At 61.5% G+C, this 17,128-nt stretch carries 17 protein-coding genes; 7 read left to right on the top strand and 10 right to left on the bottom strand.

The genetic code is table 11. The annotated features are described in order from the left end of the window. Nucleotides 1-2 precede the first annotated feature (2 nt). The 8 genes from BRO63_RS10430 to BRO63_RS10465 form a co-directional block, all read right to left on the bottom strand. Nucleotides 3-2,840: a hypothetical protein gene (locus tag BRO63_RS10430; protein ID WP_088139724.1), complete on the bottom strand. Its 2,838-nt coding sequence runs from the start codon at nucleotides 2,838-2,840 to the stop codon at nucleotides 3-5. Then, entirely contained in the window at nucleotides 2,841-3,845 is a 1,005-nt protein-coding gene (locus tag BRO63_RS10435) for a hypothetical protein (protein WP_088139725.1), read from the bottom strand. A gap of 2 nt (nucleotides 3,846-3,847) precedes the next feature. Then, the gene (locus BRO63_RS10440) at nucleotides 3,848-4,087 is read right to left on the bottom strand and encodes a hypothetical protein (RefSeq protein ID WP_088139726.1); all 240 of its coding nucleotides are present in this window, start codon (nucleotides 4,085-4,087) and stop codon (nucleotides 3,848-3,850) included. 342 nt (nucleotides 4,088-4,429) lie between these two features. Continuing rightward, nucleotides 4,430-4,816, bottom strand: a complete 387-nt coding sequence (locus BRO63_RS10445) for a YgiW/YdeI family stress tolerance OB fold protein (RefSeq protein ID WP_088139727.1) — start codon at nucleotides 4,814-4,816, stop codon at nucleotides 4,430-4,432. A gap of 544 nt (nucleotides 4,817-5,360) precedes the next feature. Continuing rightward, on the bottom strand, nucleotides 5,361-6,104 hold the full coding sequence (locus tag BRO63_RS10455; protein WP_256943277.1) for a DNA-binding transcriptional regulator: 744 nt from the start codon (nucleotides 6,102-6,104) through the stop codon (nucleotides 5,361-5,363). Between the two features lie 18 nt (nucleotides 6,105-6,122). Continuing rightward, complete coding sequence (locus tag BRO63_RS10460; protein ID WP_088139729.1) at nucleotides 6,123-6,620, bottom strand: aminotransferase class I/II-fold pyridoxal phosphate-dependent enzyme; 498 nt, start codon at nucleotides 6,618-6,620, stop codon at nucleotides 6,123-6,125. 241 nt (nucleotides 6,621-6,861) lie between these two features. Beyond that, entirely contained in the window at nucleotides 6,862-7,071 is a 210-nt protein-coding gene (locus tag BRO63_RS33935; protein ID WP_143219462.1) for a hypothetical protein, read from the bottom strand. Nucleotides 7,072-7,109: 38 nt separating this feature from the next. After that, nucleotides 7,110-7,547 carry an acetyltransferase gene (locus BRO63_RS10465; protein ID WP_088139730.1) on the bottom strand — a complete coding sequence of 146 codons (438 nt, stop codon included), beginning with the start codon at nucleotides 7,545-7,547 and terminating at the stop codon, nucleotides 7,110-7,112. A gap of 142 nt (nucleotides 7,548-7,689) precedes the next feature. Here BRO63_RS10465 and BRO63_RS10470 point away from each other — a divergent pair, with 142 nt between their 5' ends. Together BRO63_RS10470 and BRO63_RS10475 are read left to right on the top strand one after the other, a co-directional pair. Then, on the top strand, nucleotides 7,690-8,136 hold the full coding sequence (locus BRO63_RS10470; protein WP_143219463.1) for a hypothetical protein: 447 nt from the start codon (nucleotides 7,690-7,692) through the stop codon (nucleotides 8,134-8,136). Nucleotides 8,137-8,296: 160 nt separating this feature from the next. Further along, nucleotides 8,297-9,508 carry a rhomboid family intramembrane serine protease gene (locus tag BRO63_RS10475; RefSeq protein ID WP_179215069.1) on the top strand — a complete coding sequence of 404 codons (1,212 nt, stop codon included), beginning with the start codon at nucleotides 8,297-8,299 and terminating at the stop codon, nucleotides 9,506-9,508. A 13-nt stretch (nucleotides 9,509-9,521) separates the two neighbouring features. Here the strand turns inward: BRO63_RS10475 and BRO63_RS10480 are convergent, their stop codons facing one another. Further along, on the bottom strand, nucleotides 9,522-10,430 hold the full coding sequence (locus BRO63_RS10480) for a LysR family transcriptional regulator (protein ID WP_088139733.1): 909 nt from the start codon (nucleotides 10,428-10,430) through the stop codon (nucleotides 9,522-9,524). Nucleotides 10,431-10,556: 126 nt separating this feature from the next. On the opposite strand from BRO63_RS10480, the gene BRO63_RS10485 reads away from it, so the two are divergent. The 3 genes from BRO63_RS10485 (at nucleotide 10,557) to BRO63_RS10495 (ending at nucleotide 13,949) form a co-directional block, all read left to right on the top strand. Then, nucleotides 10,557-11,756 carry an amidohydrolase gene (locus tag BRO63_RS10485; protein ID WP_088139734.1) on the top strand — a complete coding sequence of 400 codons (1,200 nt, stop codon included), beginning with the start codon at nucleotides 10,557-10,559 and terminating at the stop codon, nucleotides 11,754-11,756. Between the two features lie 24 nt (nucleotides 11,757-11,780). Next, nucleotides 11,781-13,106, top strand: coding sequence for an MFS transporter (locus BRO63_RS10490; RefSeq protein WP_088139735.1), 1,326 nt, complete (start codon nucleotides 11,781-11,783; stop codon nucleotides 13,104-13,106). Nucleotides 13,107-13,196: 90 nt separating this feature from the next. Beyond that, nucleotides 13,197-13,949 (top strand): SDR family oxidoreductase, encoded by a 753-nt coding sequence (locus BRO63_RS10495; RefSeq protein WP_088139736.1) that lies wholly within the window; start codon nucleotides 13,197-13,199, stop codon nucleotides 13,947-13,949. Between the two features lie 17 nt (nucleotides 13,950-13,966). Here BRO63_RS10495 and BRO63_RS10500 read toward each other — a convergent pair whose 3' ends face one another. Further along, complete coding sequence (locus tag BRO63_RS10500; RefSeq protein ID WP_256943278.1) at nucleotides 13,967-14,866, bottom strand: spermidine synthase; 900 nt, start codon at nucleotides 14,864-14,866, stop codon at nucleotides 13,967-13,969. A 211-nt stretch (nucleotides 14,867-15,077) separates the two neighbouring features. Here BRO63_RS10500 and BRO63_RS10505 point away from each other — a divergent pair, with 211 nt between their 5' ends. Both BRO63_RS10505 and BRO63_RS10510 read left to right on the top strand, forming a co-directional pair. Beyond that, the gene (locus BRO63_RS10505; protein ID WP_088139737.1) at nucleotides 15,078-16,016 is read left to right on the top strand and encodes an SMP-30/gluconolactonase/LRE family protein; all 939 of its coding nucleotides are present in this window, start codon (nucleotides 15,078-15,080) and stop codon (nucleotides 16,014-16,016) included. A 36-nt stretch (nucleotides 16,017-16,052) separates the two neighbouring features. Beyond that, nucleotides 16,053-16,979, top strand: a complete 927-nt coding sequence (locus BRO63_RS10510; protein ID WP_088139738.1) for a 3-hydroxyacyl-CoA dehydrogenase family protein — start codon at nucleotides 16,053-16,055, stop codon at nucleotides 16,977-16,979. The last annotated feature ends 149 nt before the right edge of the window (nucleotides 16,980-17,128 follow it).

Consider the following 17,128-nt stretch of genomic DNA (forward strand, 5'->3'; position numbering starts at 1 on the left):
GGTTAGTCTCCCACTCTGATTTTCCAGTCGGCATCCCCATAGGCTACAAGCGCAAGAGGAATCAATTCATTGGCTAGCAGCGCCTCGCGACGCATTTCGCGAATCGCTTCGCCCAAGAAAAAGGTGGCGCCTTCGCGGTTAAAGATGCTGCGCGCGAGCCGGGCTATTGCCGTGGGGGCTTGGAGGCCCGCCACGGTGGATATGGTCGCGACCACGACTGCGGCACCAAGGCTGCGAATCCACTGAATATGGCGGCTGTAGTCTTCGATCGCCTCTGCGGTGTCGCAGCCAAGCAGAACCACGATGGGGCTAGTTTCGGACCCTTCCGGTTTCACGTAGTCGCCGTCAATGTCTATCGTCGCCATCGGTACGCCGCCAATCTCGAGGCTGACCTCGCCCAAGGCGACGTCGGCATGTGGCATCGAAAGAATCAGTGCCGGTTTCTGTGAGATGACCGCCGCCTTCCATTCCGCCCAGTTTTTTACGAGAGCAGGCTTGACGAACGCGAAGGGGGCGAGGGCGCTCGCGACCAGTTCGCGTCCCTTGTCCTCAACGTTCTTGCTGCTGGCTACCACTACGCTGCCCCGCAGCGTCAGCTCTGACGTGGCGCGATTCGGTTCAGACTGGAGAAATAAGTCCTTGCCGTCGGAGGCATGCTCCGGGGTGTACAGATGACGTTCGATGACTTTCTGTTGGCCCCAGAAACCCAGAGGACAGACATGGGTTCTGTGTTTCGGAACGCTGTGTAGCTCACAGTTCGGGGCGCAGGCGCCACTTGCCAAGCTGGAGCGCCAGTTGGGGCAGAGTTCGGCCTTGAGATCCGGGAGAGGGAAGTTGTAGATAAACTCGAAAGGGATCACGCCATCGGAGCGGGTACTGACAATCTGGATGTATTCCTCGCCTGCGAGCTCGGGGTTATTCGTCGGGCGCGCCAGCTGTTCACCTATCAATGCCACATGCAGTTGACTCCCAAGACGCGCGAGTTGAACCAAGAGGGCGCGTCCCGTCTCGTCATCCAGCCCGTTTACGTAGTTCTTGGCGCGGCCAGCCACTTCGCTGAGAAGTGTATTTATCGATTTGAGAGGGACCTTCAGCGCGCTTGTGTTGGTGACCCAAGCGCGGCGCTCTGAAAGCGCCACCATCCTTGGTTCACTATCGGCTGTGTGATTCGTCACGATGGACAAATTGAAGCGGCGCCGGTGATCCAAATCGGCCATGCTTTGCCGGACGAAATGGAGCTCGTCGAACCGAGGCGCTCCTTCAGGGCTGCCTTTTTCTTCTGTTGAGGGAACGGCAGCAAGCAGCCGAGCGGTCTGAAGCACCCGACCGCGATGTACGACGCTGACCCTACCATCGAACAGGCCGGGCTTCTTTGGGTAAAAGCTGAATTTGCAGAACTTGCTGGATCCAAAGCGCGGCAAGCGCAGGACCTCCTGCATGGGTTCGTCCAACTGGTCAGGCTCGGTCAACCAGACGGTTAGGTTGGAGAACTGATTTCCCTGGGAAAATTCGGTCGGCGCGCCGGGCGCGCTCTGGTATCTTTCGTCTGGCAGTCCGATGCGGATTGCCACGGTCGCGAGGGTGCCCATGGGAAAGCCGTGCGCGGCCTTCTTTCTTTGGTGACCGTCCAGATACGCGTCCAACTGCAGCCGGCGGTCTGATGCCTCCTTCATGGATTGGGCGTCTGCTGGTGGGGGCGCTGCCGTTGCCGCCGAAATTGCCCTTGCGATAGTAGCCAGGTCGGTGGCTCCTTGACTCTCCTGGGTAAATACCAGGTTACTGACGTCCAGCTTTAGGTCGCGTGCCCGCAATGGGGACGCTGGTCTGTTGGTTGCACCAGAAACGACAACGCCCCGCATTTGGGTAAATTCGGCAAGCGCGGTGTCCGGCAGCCGCTGCAGGGAGTATTCCAGGTGTTCGACGACATTCGTCAGATGGTATTCAGCCGCACGTTCCGACGCCCAGATCCAAGCGACGTCCTGAAAGGCCCTTGTCAGAGCAACATCCAGCAAGGCATCGTGCGAGAACTCCTTCATAAACTCGTTTAGCCGCTTGCCTTGTTTCTGTGGATCTTCCCAGCGGTGCAATGTCACTACGACACTTGCCCCGAGCATCTTGGCGGCAAACACAAGCTCTTGCTGTCGCCATTCATCTTGTTCGTTCTGAATGACAACGATGTTCGCCTGGTAGCGAACATCGCGCTGGCTAAGCGCGTGAATCAAGTCTCGGCACGTGCCGTCGAACCACAAGAGATCGCAGTTGGTGCGGGTTCCGTCGAGTTCGTATACTTGGGAGAGTTTTTCCGTAGTCCAATGGTTTTTGAGCGCATTGGCGTACGCGGCGGGTTCGTCTCGAGAGAGATAAGCGAGGCGGAGCGGCCACCGAAGCGTAGGGCTGCCTGCGCGACGCAAAGGTCGTGTGAGCGCCAACTTCCACGGTCCCGCAAGGAGGAGGTTCTGATAATGATATGGAGTGAAGGGCGGCCCCATGCCCAGTAACCGCAGGCGTAGGGTTGGCGCGGAATTGTGTAGGCCGGTTGCACGCCGAAGCCCTTCATCCATGGCGCTCTTAATGAGGCGAAGCCAATCGGCCACGCGGAGAGCTAGATGGTTGCGGAGCGCGCCGGACAGGGGCGGGCGCCAGCCCACCCGGACCGTGGCGGTCCCTACGGTCAACGCGGCGTTCTGCAGCGTCTCGGCGGTCGATTCGACACTGAGCCATAGGCGCTCGTACCTGCTGTAGAACCTAGCTTCAACAATTCCCATTCCCAGCCACAACACCGCCTGGTCCTCGCGGCTGACCCCGCCGGTCCATGCCTGCCAACGCTCGAACTGTTCCATTTAGTCTCCTGCGTTGGTCGTCGCGTTACGCTGTTCGGCGGGGAAGGCGTGGCTCTGCATCGGCTCTGTGGCTGCGCGCAACAGATACTCCTGGTCAATGGTATGTATCTTCAGTGGTCCCCGCTTTGATGCGCTCGATTCGTACTGGCAGATGTCAATGACGAAGATATAAATCGTCTTCCCACCTACGATCAGGCACGGCGCGAGTTGTCCGGACGCTGAGAATGGGAAATCCAGCGTCTCCGGGCAGGTCTTGAAGACAACTAAGTACCCCACCTCTTGATTGAAATCCCGTGCATAGGTATGCACTTGATGCACACCACTGGCGAGATAGGAGATGCCTCGCCGCGCGCCATCGAAGACCTTGGCATCCAGAACCAACTCAGGCGCCACAAGGTCCGCTTCTCCGGATGCGGATTGAGGCTCGACGTGGAAATCGAGTCCCTGGTCGAACAGGTAAGCATAGAGGTGCTTCGCGAGCGTCCTCTCGTCTGCACCTGCCACACCCGCCACAACCTCGCGTTCGAACCACTCTACCTTACGCTTGTATTTGACCAAAAGAGAGAGGACGGCACCCTGTTGATCAAGAGCGTCGTCGATATACTCGTATAACGGTTCAAGAAACATCTCGCGAAAATGATTGAGTGCCTCATCGTGCTTCCTTTCATTCGAGATGGCGTGGCCAATGTGGACCTCGGGGCCAAGATGATTTGCCAACGGTTGCTGGGCGCAGTGCTGCATAACGCGGTAGACAAAGCCGGCCTGTTCCGCTTCCGTCGAGAATTCGGCAATCTCATGCTGCGCCGTGATCGCCTCAATCTCGGCGGTGTACGCCGCGGCTTCCGCGTCAAGCTTGGCAAGAATTCCTGCTGTCAAAGGGTTGGCCTGCAAGTAAGCCCAAAACTGCACGATCGAACTGTGAAACAGCACGTACGAGCATGAGTTGAGGCGCCGGAAGCGCTTCTGTAGCTGGAAGCGGATACGCTGTAGGTAGGCAGAATCCATAGTCAAAGCCTGATGGTGATGTTTTTGAGCTTGGCGAATGTTGCTTCCAGTTCCTGCATCGCCGAGTTGAACTGGCGTCGAGCTTTTCGGCACTCATTCATATGGTCATCCAATTGAATGTTCGCCTTGCAGCCACGGCAGATGAGCACGTCCCGAAGTCGCGCGTCTCGGTAGAATATCGTCGTGGCGAAACTGCATCTAGGGCATTCCACCGCAAATTCGAATCGGTCTAGGTCAATCACGTAGACTCCGCATCCATAAGGTCGCTGCGGCAATAATATGCGATCCCCGATTCAATTGCCCACAGGCTGGTCCGCCTATGCGTGGACAACGCGGCATCCCTCTGGCGTCGCTGCGCCTAACGACTTTATTGTGGTGGCTGCAAACCTTTGAAAGTCGCCGGAGAGTCGAAAGTGTCCGTTTGCCTGTACCCCAGATAGTCGTCCGAATGAAAGGGCACGCGGCAAGCCAGATCGCACAGTCTCTTTTCGGAGGTGCGCGTCTTGACGAGACCATTTGGCGCTCGTTCGTGGAGGTTGGATAATCAGCGGCTAAGGGGAGCGTCGTGCCTGGTTAGCTCGGAGTCACTTGATGATCTGAATGGTCTTCACATCAATCTCAACGCTATTCCAGTCTTTGTCCACCTCGCCTTCGATGCGTATCTTGTCGCTGGGGGTGACGTTTTGGCCAAGCCAGCGCTTGTCGTCCACTTCGATGGAAATGGAGCCGCTGTCATCTTTGAACTCGTAAAGTTCGTGGCCGATCTGTCGGACGATGTGGCCTTCCAGGACCACCCACGCATCATCCCGCATGGATTTCGCCTGAGCAACGGTGGTCAACCCAGATGCGGGTCCTTTGAATCCGCCCTGAGCGCCGGTATTGCCGCTTGATGGCGAGACGAAACCACCCTGTTGGGCGAGGGCCCCAAACGAAATGGTGGTGGGGGCTAGGGCAATCAGAAGTTTCTTCATGATGCTTCCACAGTCGAGGTTTCTGAGACAAGCTTATCTAGAATGCTCTCCGCGAGTTGGCAATTCCCTCGCAAACTCCCACCGACGATACTGGCTGCATTACGTAGCCCAATATACAACCGCGAAGCAAGATCAGAGCGGTCCGAACTACGTTGATTTGCGGAAAATCGGCCACTAGTTTGACGAATCTCTAGGGGGCGCCAAGTCAAGCCCGGTGGAGCAATTGCTACCGGGGTGGGCGTTCGAAGGCGAGCCGTTCGGCGCCGCTGACGCATTGTGCCTGACTACGATTAGTTCGCAGGCACAACCGGCACGGCAGTGTCCGTTCCTTTGGCGCACCACAGAGGCTATCGATAGGGCAACCGAGTGGAACGTGTTCGTGGGCATTTGGACTGGCGACTACGGCGCTCGGATGCTGCCCGCGATTTTTGGGGACACAGAGCTGCGGCGCGTCTTTTCCATTTGAGGCGCGGGCACCTCTTTCTTAGCCATTATTCTGCGCGAAGCGGTTGGCCTCGTTCTAGGTCCCGCGCCAGGTTGGCACCTATCCCGTCGGCGACATCGCGCAGCGGTTCGAGGTACCGACCGATCGCTTCTGAAAGCCCAGCGCCGACGTGATCCACGTTAGGCCTATCGTCGCCACAATCTGATGGTCCTCAAAGACCGGCACCGCAAGCGTGGAAGAGACTGGCCGGACGCCGGGCGCCCGCAGTGCATATCCGTCCCGTGCAATCTGCTCCAACTCGCGTGTGAGGATCGCCGGTACTCGCGCCGGGCCATCTTCCGGATTTTTCGATTGGGCGATGATCTGGATGATGGCCATTCGGTCTTCCGGGCGACAAAACGCCAGGTATGCCCGCCCCAAGGCGCGGCCCGTCAGGCTCAGACGAAGGTTGATCGTCGAATGCTGCAGCGAGAGTGGGGAGTGGGGAATGGTGCTGTACCGGACCACCATCGCATCATGGTCGTAAAGTGCCAGCGCCGCAGGCCATCGGAATCTGTCGGTAAATTCATCCAGTAGGTCCGCACTGGCTTCGACAATCCGCGGCGTGCCGTGATAGCCGGAACACAGCGACGTTGCGGCGCCCGCGAGCATGTAGTTGCCGTACTGCGGCGGGTGACGCACGATATTGCGTGTCTCGAGGGTCTGCAGCAGCCGCACGATGGTGGGCTTGGGAATTCCGGTGGCGTTGTGCAGCCAGTGTATGGAACACACTGGCTGCCGATTCATCGCCTGCAAGAGCTCGATGACGCGAATCGCGGCATTGACGGGCGGTATGGTTGCCAAGGCAGGCCTCGCTCGGGTTCAACCTGGAAAGGCGGACCGGATGCGGGTGCACGCCATCCGAAGATCGTCATCATGGGTCGCAATGGACATGCGGAACCAGCCGGGGGCGCCAAACGCCTCGCCCGCGATCACGGCGACACCGTGGTCCAAAAGCAGGTCATCGATTGTGCGCCCCGCCAGTGGGCGGGAATCGACGACGCGAACAAACACATAGAAGGCGCCCTTGGGCTTGACCACCTCCAGTGCGCTCGTGGTGCTCAAAATTTCGCATACCAAGTCGCGTCGACGTTGGTAGATCGCTGCCCGCGCCTTCAGCAGTGCCGGATCCATATTCAACGCCGCAACGGCAGCGGCTTGGCTCACAGCGCTCGCTCCCCCGGTGATGTGCGATTGGAGCTTGTTCATGGCGGTGATGAGGTTGCGTGGCCCGCCGGCGTATCCAATTCGCCAGCCAGTCATCCCGTTTCGCTGCATTCTTCTACGTTTTGTAAGTCTCGCATTGGGCGCGCTGCCCATTGTGGTCTCCTATGTAGGTCCAGTTGTAAGCGTGCTAGTTCTACAATCTTTCGCTCTGCGGCAGATACGTCGCTACTGAAGTCCATCAGACATCGACGAGGAGGCCCATCGGTGCGGTGTGGCGGGCCTTGTCATCAAACCGATCGAGGTGACTTTCGCGGGGACTTGATTGCTCTGCGAGGGGCACGTTGCACTTGGTTAGCAGTTAAGGCAATCGAAAGTTATTGAAAAAAATGAGGGCTTAAAAGTCACTCCTTTGCATGGGGTGCAAGGGGTCGCGAGTTCGAATCCCGCCGTCCCGACCAGTAGTTCCAAAGGCCGTCAGTGAGAAATCACTGACGGCCTTTTCATTTTGTTGGTCTGATTGCAGCGAGCGCGGAACAAACGCGTTGCGCGAATGGCTGATAAAAACCGCTGTCGCAAAACGGCGCCCGAGCAAAGTGTCAGCCATGGAAAAAGCCACCCGCAGGTGGCTTTGTTTTTTTCCGATCAGCTCCGATACTCCAGATGGATTAGCGGGTAGGGCCTGCCTTGATCATCAAGCGGTGAACGTCCCGTGCGCTTGAAGCCCATCCTTTCATAGAAACCCACCTCCTGGCCATTCTGCTCATTGACGTCCGTCGTCATGTTGGGATGCAGCGAGAGGCCATGCCGCACCAGCGCGGCGCCCATGCCTGTTCCGCGGCAGGCGGGATCGACGAACAGCGCCTGCATGTGGCCGTTGTCGATCAGCATGAATGCCTGGGGATAGTCGCGGGCGTCGACCGCAAGCCAGAGCGGCACTTGCGGGAGAAAACCGCACACCATCTCGTCGATGGCTTGGCGATCCTCGGGTGATAGAAAGTCGTGCGTGGCATCGACCGCGTTGCGCCAGATTTCGACGGCGCGTGCGCCTTCGTCGGGGCGGGAGGTTCTTATCGTAATCATCGGCGCAGCGTATTTGATTTCCTTTTGCGTCGTCAAATTGACGGCGATCGCTTCCGCACCTGAATGGTATAAGTGCACGGCAACGCAATTGCGCTGCGCTCGACGGTCACTGATAACTCCAGGCGGTTTGCGGATGAAGGTCATGAGAACTCTTGCGGTACTCCTATTGCTGACGCTGCATGCGGTGGGCGCTGTCGCTGAAACGCAGGCGGACGCGTCGACCACGCGCGTGGCGCAGGGCGGCCGTTGGACCGATGGCGCGGCCACGGGCGCGTACCGGATCATCGTGGAAGAGGTCGGTTTCGAGCACGTCAGCTGCCGCGTCCGCATTCAATGGGTCGCGTCCGCGTCCTCTGGCCGTCCCGCCAAGCTCGCGGCCGAAGAGACCTTTGAGGAACTCTCGACCACCTTCTGGAGTTGCGGGCAGGGCAAGCAGAGCGTGCTTGTCGCCGGCAATGTGCTGAAAGTGCAGGCCACGCACGCGTATTCCGGCGAATCATGCACGTTCACGGCAAAGCTTGGCAAGCCGGGCCGATATCAATACGCGGGATGCAGCAACGAGGAAGCGGTGCCTAAGACCGGCGGCTGAATCGTTCGCTGCATCGATGCATGGCGCGCGCACCTCGGCTTTCTGCAGCGTGGCGCGTTGCTTGGTTAAGATAAAGCCCACTCCTTGATATGCCTACCTGATGCCTCCATTCCAACGCACGTCCCTGCTCAAAAGAATATGCGCAAGCAAGATTACGCTCTTGCTGATCGCCTGCAATATCGCGGTGTACTGCGTGGCGGGCTTCCTGGACTCGCGCGCGTTCGAGAGCCTGAGCCAAACCTCGTTCCTGATCGATTGGGGCGGCAATGTGCCGGCCTTGACCTTGTCCGGGGAATACTGGCGCCTGTTCACCAGCATGTTCCTGCACATCGGCTTCCTGCACCTGGCAATCAACATGCTGGCGCTGTGGTCGTTGGGGATCATTCTGGAGTCGCGAATGCGTTCCTGGGTGTTCCTGGGCGTGTATCTGCTATCGGGCCTGTGCGGCAGCCTGGTCACCGCGCTATGGCATCGCGATGAGTTTTTCCTGAGCTGCGGAGCGTCTGGCGCGATCCTGGGCATTTTCGGGGCGGCCATCGTTTACGGCCTGCATGACCGGCGCATGGGCCGGCCGCACATCCCGCCTGGCAATCTGCTGTTCAGCCTGGTGCTGACCTTTGGCGCGGGCTTCGCGTTCGACGTCGATAACGCGGCGCACCTGGGCGGCTTGCTGTCGGGGGCGCTGCTTGCGGGTATCGCGCTGTATGCCGAGCGTTTGCGGCCTGGGACGGCGACAGTGGTCCTGGTCGCCACCGGCGCGCTCAGCGCCGCAGCGCTGGCTGCGGTGACGCTAAGCAATCATGACCGCGACATGCAGGAACAGCTTGCCGCCGCGCAGTTCGGACGCACGCTGGGAAAAATGGGATTGCTGGGCTCGGATCAGGCGCTGTGGAAAGCGCCGTCGTTGGATGAGTGCATCGCCGGCGCCTTGTCGGCCGCCGCGCGCGACGGATCGCAAACGCCGGATCTGCGAGGCTGCGCAAAACCCGGCGACAGGGACCAGGCTCTGTTGGCAAGGTTCATGCCGCTGCAGTACCAAAGCTGCCAGGCGCAGATCGCAGGGTTGCGCAAGCTCTACACGGGTGCCGCCATGCAAGAGGCGTTGACCGCGGCGGACCAGTACTGCGGAATTCAAACACGGATCTATGGCGCGATCTTTCAAGCAGACGGCGGCGAACTCGATCCGGAAAAGGCGCGCGAGGCGCGTTTGAAGATGAACTTCCTGCTCGACCAGAGGGGCATGTACCGGGCGGATTCAGCGCCATTGCAGGCGCAGGCAAACGCCCTGAAGCGCATGCTTCGCCGGCCGGGCGAGCTGGCCTTGGCGATCGTCGGGCGCTCGGGTTGCCCGTACTGGAGCTGCGAGAGGTAGCGCGGGCCGCCCTTTACACCAGGCGTCGGCTAGGGTCCGCGACATGGGTCGTGACGATGTCGATAAACCGCTCGAGCGGCGCCGACTGGTTGTCGGCCCGCCAGACCAGCTCCCAATGCTGGACCACGTCCAGATCGGGCAGTTCCTTGAAGGCCACGGTGGGCGGCGCGGCGCGTGTGGCCGAGTCGGGCAGAACGGTGCAGCCCAAGCCTGCGGCGACCAGGGTGAGCATCGATCCGACATCCACGCCCTGTATCGATGAGCGGGGCACGAATCCGGCCTTGAAAAAGCAATGAATGAGTCTGTCATGCCAGACAGGCGCTGCATTGCGCGGCAGCCAGATGAAGTCCCGGCCGGCGAGTTCGCGCAAGGACGCCGGACCGCCATGGTCCCAGCGCCAGTCCGCGGGATAGGCGACCAGCATCTTCTCGGAATAGATGGGAATGCCTTTGAACGCGGGATCGTCGAGCGGTCTGAATAGCGTGAAGCCCGCATCCAGCCTGCCCGTGGGCAGAAGTTCGATCTGCGCATCCGAAAGCAGATGACTGAGCGTCAACGAGACCCCCGGGGCTTCGCGGCGGAATAGCCGCAGCGCATCGGCGAGCAAGGAATGCAGCGTCAGCATGACCGGCAGGGCGATGGTCAGGTGCCCGATCTCGCCGCGTCCGGCGCGCTGCGCGCGCTCCATTGCCGCGGTCGCATCGCCCAGCAGGCGGTTCGCGTCCAGGAGCAACTGCTTGCCCGCTTCGGTCAGATGGACGCCGCGCGTGGTCCGTTCAAAAACCGCGGTGCCCAGCTCTTCTTCCAATGCCTGGATCTGCCGGGTCAATGCCGGCTGGGCGATATGCACAGCCTGAGCCGCGAGGCTGATGCTGCCGCATTCGGCGACGGCAACGAAGTAGCGCAATTGCCGCAGATCCATGGCTATACCTTATTAGTATGACGGGCATCGTTAAATAGCATTTTACGGCATGGATGGGGTGTCTCTACCATTCGGGCGGTAGTGAACCTGTGTAGACAAAAACTTCAATAACGAAGACCCAAGCCCATGCCACAGAAAATCCTTGATCATTTGTCCGCGGATGCCGCCAGGTACAGGCAAATCCGGCACGACCTGCACGCGCATCCAGAGTTAGGTTTTGAGGAACACCGGACGGCGGAGGTCGTTTGCGAGGAACTGCGCAGGCTCTCCATCGGATTCCACACCCACATCGGACGCACCGGCGTGGTCGGATTCATTCCAGGCCGGGAAACGAGCAGCGGTCGGGCGATAGGCCTGAGAGCGGACATGGACGCGCTCCCCATCCGCGAATGCACGGGGCTGGGGTACGCCTCAGCCGATGACGGAAAGATGCATGCCTGCGGCCACGACGGCCACGTCGCCATGTTGTTGGCCGCCGCAGCCTATCTGCAGCGCACGCGGAATTTCAACGGCGTGGTCTATCTGATTTTTCAACCCGGCGAGGAGGGGCATAACGGCGGGTTGGAAATGGTCAAGGATGGACTGTTCGAGCGGTTTCCCATTGAAGAGATATACGCGCTTCATAACTGGCCGGCGTTGCCCCTGGGGACGGTATCCATTCCGGTCGGGCCCGTCATGGCGGCGTCCGACCGCATCACGATCCGGATCCGGGGCAAGGGCGGCCATGGGGGAATTGCGCCTCAACGAACGGTAGACCCGGTCCTGATCGCCGGCCACGTCATCGTTGCGGCGCACTCCATCGTGAGCCGCAACCTGGACCCGCTGGACGCCGGCGTGCTTAGCCTATGCGCCGTGGCGGGAGGCAATCTGGCGGGCTTTAACGTCATACCGGACGAGGTGGTGCTTACGGGCACCGCCAGATCGTTGCGGCCGGAAGTTCAGCAGGTCTTGCAGGCTCGCCTGCGGGAAACCGTGGAAAGCGTTTCGAGAGGGCTGGGCGGATCGGCGACCCTGGACTATGAGCCGAACGTGCCGGCCACGGTCAATACGGAACCGCAGACCCGCCTGGCCAGGCTGGCGGCACAGGACGTGGTGGGCGAACAGCATGTGGTCCGGCATCCGGTGCCCAGCCTGGGCGGCGAGGATTTCGCCTACATGCTGCGCGAGCGGCCCGGGGCCTATCTGCACCTGGGCACGGGCGATCCGGATCATGTGCACGGCCTGCACACCTCGCATTTCGATTTCAACGATGCCGCCATTCCCATTGGAAGCGCGGTGCTTTCCCGGATAGCCGAAAGAGCGCTGCCGCTGGACAACAACAACTAGGTAGCAGTTGGGAGGAGACTAGACATGAATAACGTAAAAAAGAAGAGCGCCCCGCGATGGCTGCAATTGACGGCGGCGATATTTGGCAATGCGCTCGAATGGTATGACTTCGGCGTGTTCGCGGCGATGGCGTTCATCATCGCCAAGGTGTTCTTTCCGGAAGCGGGCGAACATACCGCGCTGCTGCTGACGCTGGCGACGTTCGGAGTCGGTTTCGTCACGCGCCCGATAGGCGGCATCGCTATCGGCATGTACGCGGACCGCAAAGGCAGGAAGTCTGCGCTGCAACTGATTATTGCGTTGATGACGGTGTCCTTGCTCATCATGGTCTTTACGCCTTCGTATGCGACCATAGGCGTCGCCGCGCCCGTCCTGATCGTGCTGGCCCGCCTGATGCAGGGGATCGCGACCGGGGGCGAGTTCGCATCGTCCACCGCCTATCTCGTGGAGGCCGCGCCCAGGAACAAGAAGGGACTCTATGGCGCGTGGCAGATGTTCGGCCAGAATCTCGCCAATCTGGGAGGCGCCGCCACGGGGTTTCTGCTGACATCGGTCTTCACCGAGCAACAGTTGCTCGATGGGATGTGGCGCATTCCGTTTGTCGTGGGATTGCTGATCGCGCCGCTGGGATGGTGGATCCGGCGCTATCTGGACGAACCCGAAGAGTCCGCGGCGTCGCTGCGCAAGGGGGAGACGGTCAGCCTGGCTGCCATGCTGGGCCGTTATCCGCGGTCCATTGCAGCCACGCTGTGCCTGACCACGTGCGCCACGGCCTCCGTCTACACATTCATCATCTATCTGCCGACTTTCGTGACCCGCCAGTTCGGCTTTGCGCTGCACGACGCCTTCACGGCGCAGGCCATCGGGCTGCTGGCGCTGATCGTCATCATTCCAATTTCCGGCGCGATTTCGGATCGCCATGGAAGAAAACCGGTGATGCTGTCGTTCCTGCTGCCCTACGCGATATTGATGTATCCGCTGTTCTCGTGGGTGCAGTCGACGCCGACCTTGCCTAATCTGATCGTCGCATTCACCGTGCTGAGCCTATTGCTGGGCGGCTTTCTCGGACCGTTCGCGACGGCGCTCGGAGAACAGTTTCCGACGAACGTGCGCTCGGCCGGCTTGGCGGTTTGCTACAACATCGCCGTCATGATTTTTGGCGGATTCGCCCAGTTCATCGTCACCTGGCTGATCCAGGCCACGGGGATATCGCTGGCGCCCGTGTTCTATAGCCTTGCAGGCGGCGCGCTCGGTGTGCTGGGCTGCCTGTTGATACGGCCGGCCGATGATGCCAGGCTGGCGGCCCAGGAGTTGCCGGGACGGATGGCGCAGCGCGGATCAGCGGCGTGATATGCCGCGCGTGGACAGCAAGAAGCGGGAGGACAAGGCGCGCTCGGATTTATAGGATGCAGGCATCATTCATGCTTGGAGCTGACGCCCATGTCTTTATCTCTTGCTGGAAAGGTCGCTTTGGTGACAGGCGCGTCATCGGGTATCGGACGCGCGACCGCGTTGCGCCTGGCGGCCGAAGGCGCGGCGCTGGTGCTGACGGCCAGACGCCGTGATCCGCTGGAGCAGGTGGCCGATGAGATCAGAAGCGCCGGCGGGCGGGCTTGCGTTTCGGCGGGAGACGTCGCCTTGCCGGAAACGCACAGGCTGGCGGTACAGAACGCGCAACGCGAATTCGGCGGCTTGGATATCGCGGTAAACAACGCCGGCACCATCGGACCCGTCAAGCCGCTGGCGGAAGTCGCCCTGGACGAGTGGGAGCACACGCTGAGCGTCAATCTCACGGCGGCGTTCCTGGGGGCGCGCCATCAGATTCCGGCCATGCTGGAGCGGGGCGGCGGCGCGCTGGTCTTCGTGTCCAGCTTTGTGGGGACGAGCGTGGGCTTGCCCGGGATGGCGGCTTACGGCGCGTCGAAGGCCGCGCTGATGGGCCTGGTCAAGGGCATTACGGCGGACTACGGCGCGCAAGGCATCCGGGCCAATGCGCTCTTGCCCGGCGGGGTGGACACCGAGATGGCCGGGAGCCAGGAGCAGAAGGACTGGGCGGCCAGCCTGCACGCCATGAAGCGGATTGCGCGCGCCGATGAAATCGCCTCGGCGGCGCTGTTCCTGGCCAGCCCGATGGCAAGCTTCGTGACGGGGTCCGCGCTTTACGCAGATGGTGGCAACGCTGCGGTGAAGTGAGCGCGCGCCGTGGGCGCTCAATCGCGCAAGACCGGCGCTTCGCTGGCGGCGGCCTGTCGGCGCGAGTACAGGTCCAGGGCTTCCTTGGCGTTGACGCCCAAAGGCCCGAGGACGGCATCCAGCCCCTGGGCATTGCGGGCAAGCTCGTCGCGGCCGGGCAGTTCACCGTTGACCGCCATGATGACGCGATTGCCCGTCTGCAGATTGAAGAATTCCCCGAACACGGCGGCATAGGTCGCAGATTCGCGTGCGTATAGCTGGCTCTCGGTGAACGTGTTCGCCACCGCCACGCCGCCCGGCGCGAGGATGCCGCGCACGTGCTGCAGGAACTCCAGCGTCATCAGGTGTTCGGGGATGTAGTCGACGTCGAACGCGTCCAGCATCACCATGTCGTATTGCTGGCCGTCGCGATGGGCGCGTTCGATGTAGGCGCGGCCGTCTTCCAGGAAGAGGCGCTGCCTGGAGCCCTGCTGGTAGCCGAAGTAGCGTGCCGCGACCTTGCCCACCGCGGGATCGATTTCCACGGTGTCGATGACCGTATCGGGCAGCAGCGCGGCCAGGGTCTTCTGCAGCGTGGCGCCGCCGAGTCCGACGATCAGGACGTTGCGCGGCTTGGGGTTGATGTAGAGCGCGGTCATCATCATGCGCGTGTAGGAAAACACCAGTTGCCCGGGATGCTCCAGGCTCATGCAGGTCTGGCGGCCGACGTCGTGCATGGAGTTGAAGTTCATGCAGCGCTCGCCGTTTTCCTCGAACACCAGCAGTTTGCCGAACTGCGAGTCTTCGCTGTGGATCAGTTCCGGGCCGCCATTGCCCCGCAGCAACAGCAATGCCGCGCCGGCGATGACGAGTGCGAGTACGGTACGGCTGACAATGCGGAACATAAGGCGGCAGGCGATAAGCAAGGGACGCGTCATCGTATCCTGCGCCGGCAACGGCCGCGCGGCGCCAGGGGGAAAGCAGCCGGATTGGCGAGGCACGCCGGCCTGGGAACCGGAAAAATCAGCTATCGTTTTTTTTGAAAGATTCGTTCTATATATTTCATTTCCTTAAATGCTTGGCTCTCCTTAGAATTTTGCTCGAAACGGGGCGCATAGATTCCCGTCCGGAAAATCAGAGGAGACCCGCATGTTCTACGATCCCGTCCCCAGGATTCAGGCCAACGTCCACGCCCGGCTGCCCGACGAACTGAAGTGGCAAGGCCAGGACCTGAACGAGTGGGTCGCCAGCCAACCGCAGGGCAATCCGCCGCGCTCGCTGCTGGAAGGGCCGTCCTTCGGGCCGGACGGCCTGCTGTATTGCGTGGACGTCATCAACGGCCGCATCCTGCGCGTCGATGCGCGCGGCGAATTCGAGCCGCTCGTGCAGTACGACGGCTGGCCCAACGGCCTGAAGTTCCATCGCGACGGCCGCATCTTCATCGCCGACTACAAGCACGGCATCATGCAGTTCGACCTCGAGCGCCGCGAGGTGCGCCCGGTGCTCGAGCGCTACAACATCGAGCGCTTCAAGGGCGTGAACGACCTGTTCTTCTCGCAGGCGGGAGATCTCTATTTCACCGACCAGGGCATGACCGGCTGGCAGGACCCGACTGGACGCCTGTTCCGCTTGCGGCCCGACGGCAAGCTGGATTGCCTGCTCGACTGCATACCCAGCCCCAACGGCCTGGTGATGGACCTGGACGAGCATGCGCTGTATGTCGCGGCGACGCGGGCCAACGCCATCTGGAAGGTGCCGCTATTGCGCAACGGCCAGATCGGCAAGGTCGGCACCTTCATCCAGATGTCGGGCGGCGGCGGCCCGGACGGCCTGGCGCTGGACGCTCGGGGCGGGCTGTGCATCGCCCACGTGGGCTTGGGCACGGTGTGGTGCATGGACCCGCTGGGCCAGCCGGCCCTGCGCATCCAGTCTCCGGAGGGACTGCATACCACCAACGTGGCTTTTGGCGGGCCGGATGGGCGCACGCTCTACATCACCGAGTCCAGTTCCGCCAGCATCCTGCGCGTCGACCTCGATGTGGTGGGCAAGCCCATGTACCTGCCGGCGCCGGCTGCGCAGGCTCTCTGACTACGACAAACCCCAACTACCAAAAGGACGGAACAGATGGATCAGGCAATTGTGCTGGGCGCGGGCACCATGGGGGCCGACGTCGCCGCAGGTTTTCATGCGGCAGGCTGGCGCGTGTGGCTGGTGGAGCCCGATGCGGCCGCGCGCCAGGCGGCGACGCGGCGCGTGAATGCTTCCAGCGAAATGATAGGCGGCCGGGCGGACGCGGACCGCATCGTCACCAGCGCCACCATGGAGGAAATCGACTGGAGCGATACGCGCATCGTGGTCGAGTGCGTGCCGGAATTGCTGGAGACCAAGCGCGCGGTCTTCGCCCGGCTGGAGCAGCTGGCGCCCGCCGCCATCCCCCTGACCAGCAATTCGTCGAGCTTTCCGATCAGCGCCATCGGCGAGGGCTTGCAGACCCGTGCGCGCATGGTGGGCCTGCATTACTTCATGCCGGCCCATCTGGTGCCCGCCGTAGAGGTGATACGCGGCGAGGCGACCGATGAAGCCATGGCCCAGGAAGTGAGCCGCATCATGCGCGATACCGGCAAGAAGCCGGTGCAGGTCAAGCGCGACGTGCCGGGGTTCCTGGCCAACCGCATCCAGCATGCGCTGATGCGCGAGGCGATCGCGCTGGTCGAGGAAGGCTTTGCGTCCGCCGAGGACGTGGATACCGCCGTGCGCTACGGGTTCGGGTTCCGCTACATTGCGGCGGGCCCGCTGCTGCAGAAGGACCTGGCGGGCATCGACATCCATTGCGCGGCCGCCGCGACCATGTATCCGCACCTGCGCACGGACGACAGGCCCAGCGCGCTTATGCGCGAGCTGGTCGAGCAGGGCAACATAGGCGTCAAGTCGCCGTCCTTGAAGGGCTTCTATCAATGGACGCCGGACCGCGTCGCCCAGGAGCAGCGGCGCTACCAGGTCGCCTTGGGCAAGGCCATGCAGATCCTGAAGGATGAGGAAGCTTTGGCCTGACGCAGACTGTCGCGGGACTGGACCGCCCTCCGAAAGTTGGACGTAAATCCAACTTTCGGGGGGGCGAGCGGCGGGGCTTCGAGCTTGCGGATGTCAGGGTTCTTTAGCCGCCGAGGCAGCCCTGCGCCATTCCGATGCTCGCCCCAATG

This window comes from Achromobacter xylosoxidans (genome assembly GCF_002192695.1).
Taxonomy (GTDB): Bacteria; Pseudomonadota; Gammaproteobacteria; order Burkholderiales; family Burkholderiaceae_B; genus Achromobacter; species Achromobacter xylosoxidans_C.

What these genes read in the sequence shown, in the direction of transcription:
- BRO63_RS10480 (WP_088139733.1), bottom strand. Translation starts at nt 10,430, where the DNA reads ATGGATCTGCGGCAATTGCGCTACTTCGTTGCCGTCGCCGAATGCGGC.
- BRO63_RS10490 (WP_088139735.1), top strand. Translation starts at nt 11,781, where the DNA reads ATGAATAACGTAAAAAAGAAGAGCGCCCCGCGATGGCTGCAATTGACG.
- BRO63_RS10445 (WP_088139727.1), bottom strand. Translation starts at nt 4,816, where the DNA reads ATGAAGAAACTTCTGATTGCCCTAGCCCCCACCACCATTTCGTTTGGG.
- BRO63_RS10460 (WP_088139729.1), bottom strand. Translation starts at nt 6,620, where the DNA reads ATGGGCAGCGCGCCCAATGCGAGACTTACAAAACGTAGAAGAATGCAG.
- BRO63_RS10470 (WP_143219463.1), top strand. Translation starts at nt 7,690, where the DNA reads ATGAGAACTCTTGCGGTACTCCTATTGCTGACGCTGCATGCGGTGGGC.
- BRO63_RS10505 (WP_088139737.1), top strand. Translation starts at nt 15,078, where the DNA reads ATGTTCTACGATCCCGTCCCCAGGATTCAGGCCAACGTCCACGCCCGG.
- BRO63_RS10430 (WP_088139724.1), bottom strand. Translation starts at nt 2,840, where the DNA reads ATGGAACAGTTCGAGCGTTGGCAGGCATGGACCGGCGGGGTCAGCCGC.
- BRO63_RS10465 (WP_088139730.1), bottom strand. Translation starts at nt 7,547, where the DNA reads ATGATTACGATAAGAACCTCCCGCCCCGACGAAGGCGCACGCGCCGTC.
- BRO63_RS10510 (WP_088139738.1), top strand. Translation starts at nt 16,053, where the DNA reads ATGGATCAGGCAATTGTGCTGGGCGCGGGCACCATGGGGGCCGACGTC.
- BRO63_RS10435 (WP_088139725.1), bottom strand. Translation starts at nt 3,845, where the DNA reads ATGGATTCTGCCTACCTACAGCGTATCCGCTTCCAGCTACAGAAGCGC.
- BRO63_RS10485 (WP_088139734.1), top strand. Translation starts at nt 10,557, where the DNA reads ATGCCACAGAAAATCCTTGATCATTTGTCCGCGGATGCCGCCAGGTAC.
- BRO63_RS10495 (WP_088139736.1), top strand. Translation starts at nt 13,197, where the DNA reads ATGTCTTTATCTCTTGCTGGAAAGGTCGCTTTGGTGACAGGCGCGTCA.
- BRO63_RS33935 (WP_143219462.1), bottom strand. Translation starts at nt 7,071, where the DNA reads ATGGCTGACACTTTGCTCGGGCGCCGTTTTGCGACAGCGGTTTTTATC.
- BRO63_RS10500 (WP_256943278.1), bottom strand. Translation starts at nt 14,866, where the DNA reads ATGACGCGTCCCTTGCTTATCGCCTGCCGCCTTATGTTCCGCATTGTC.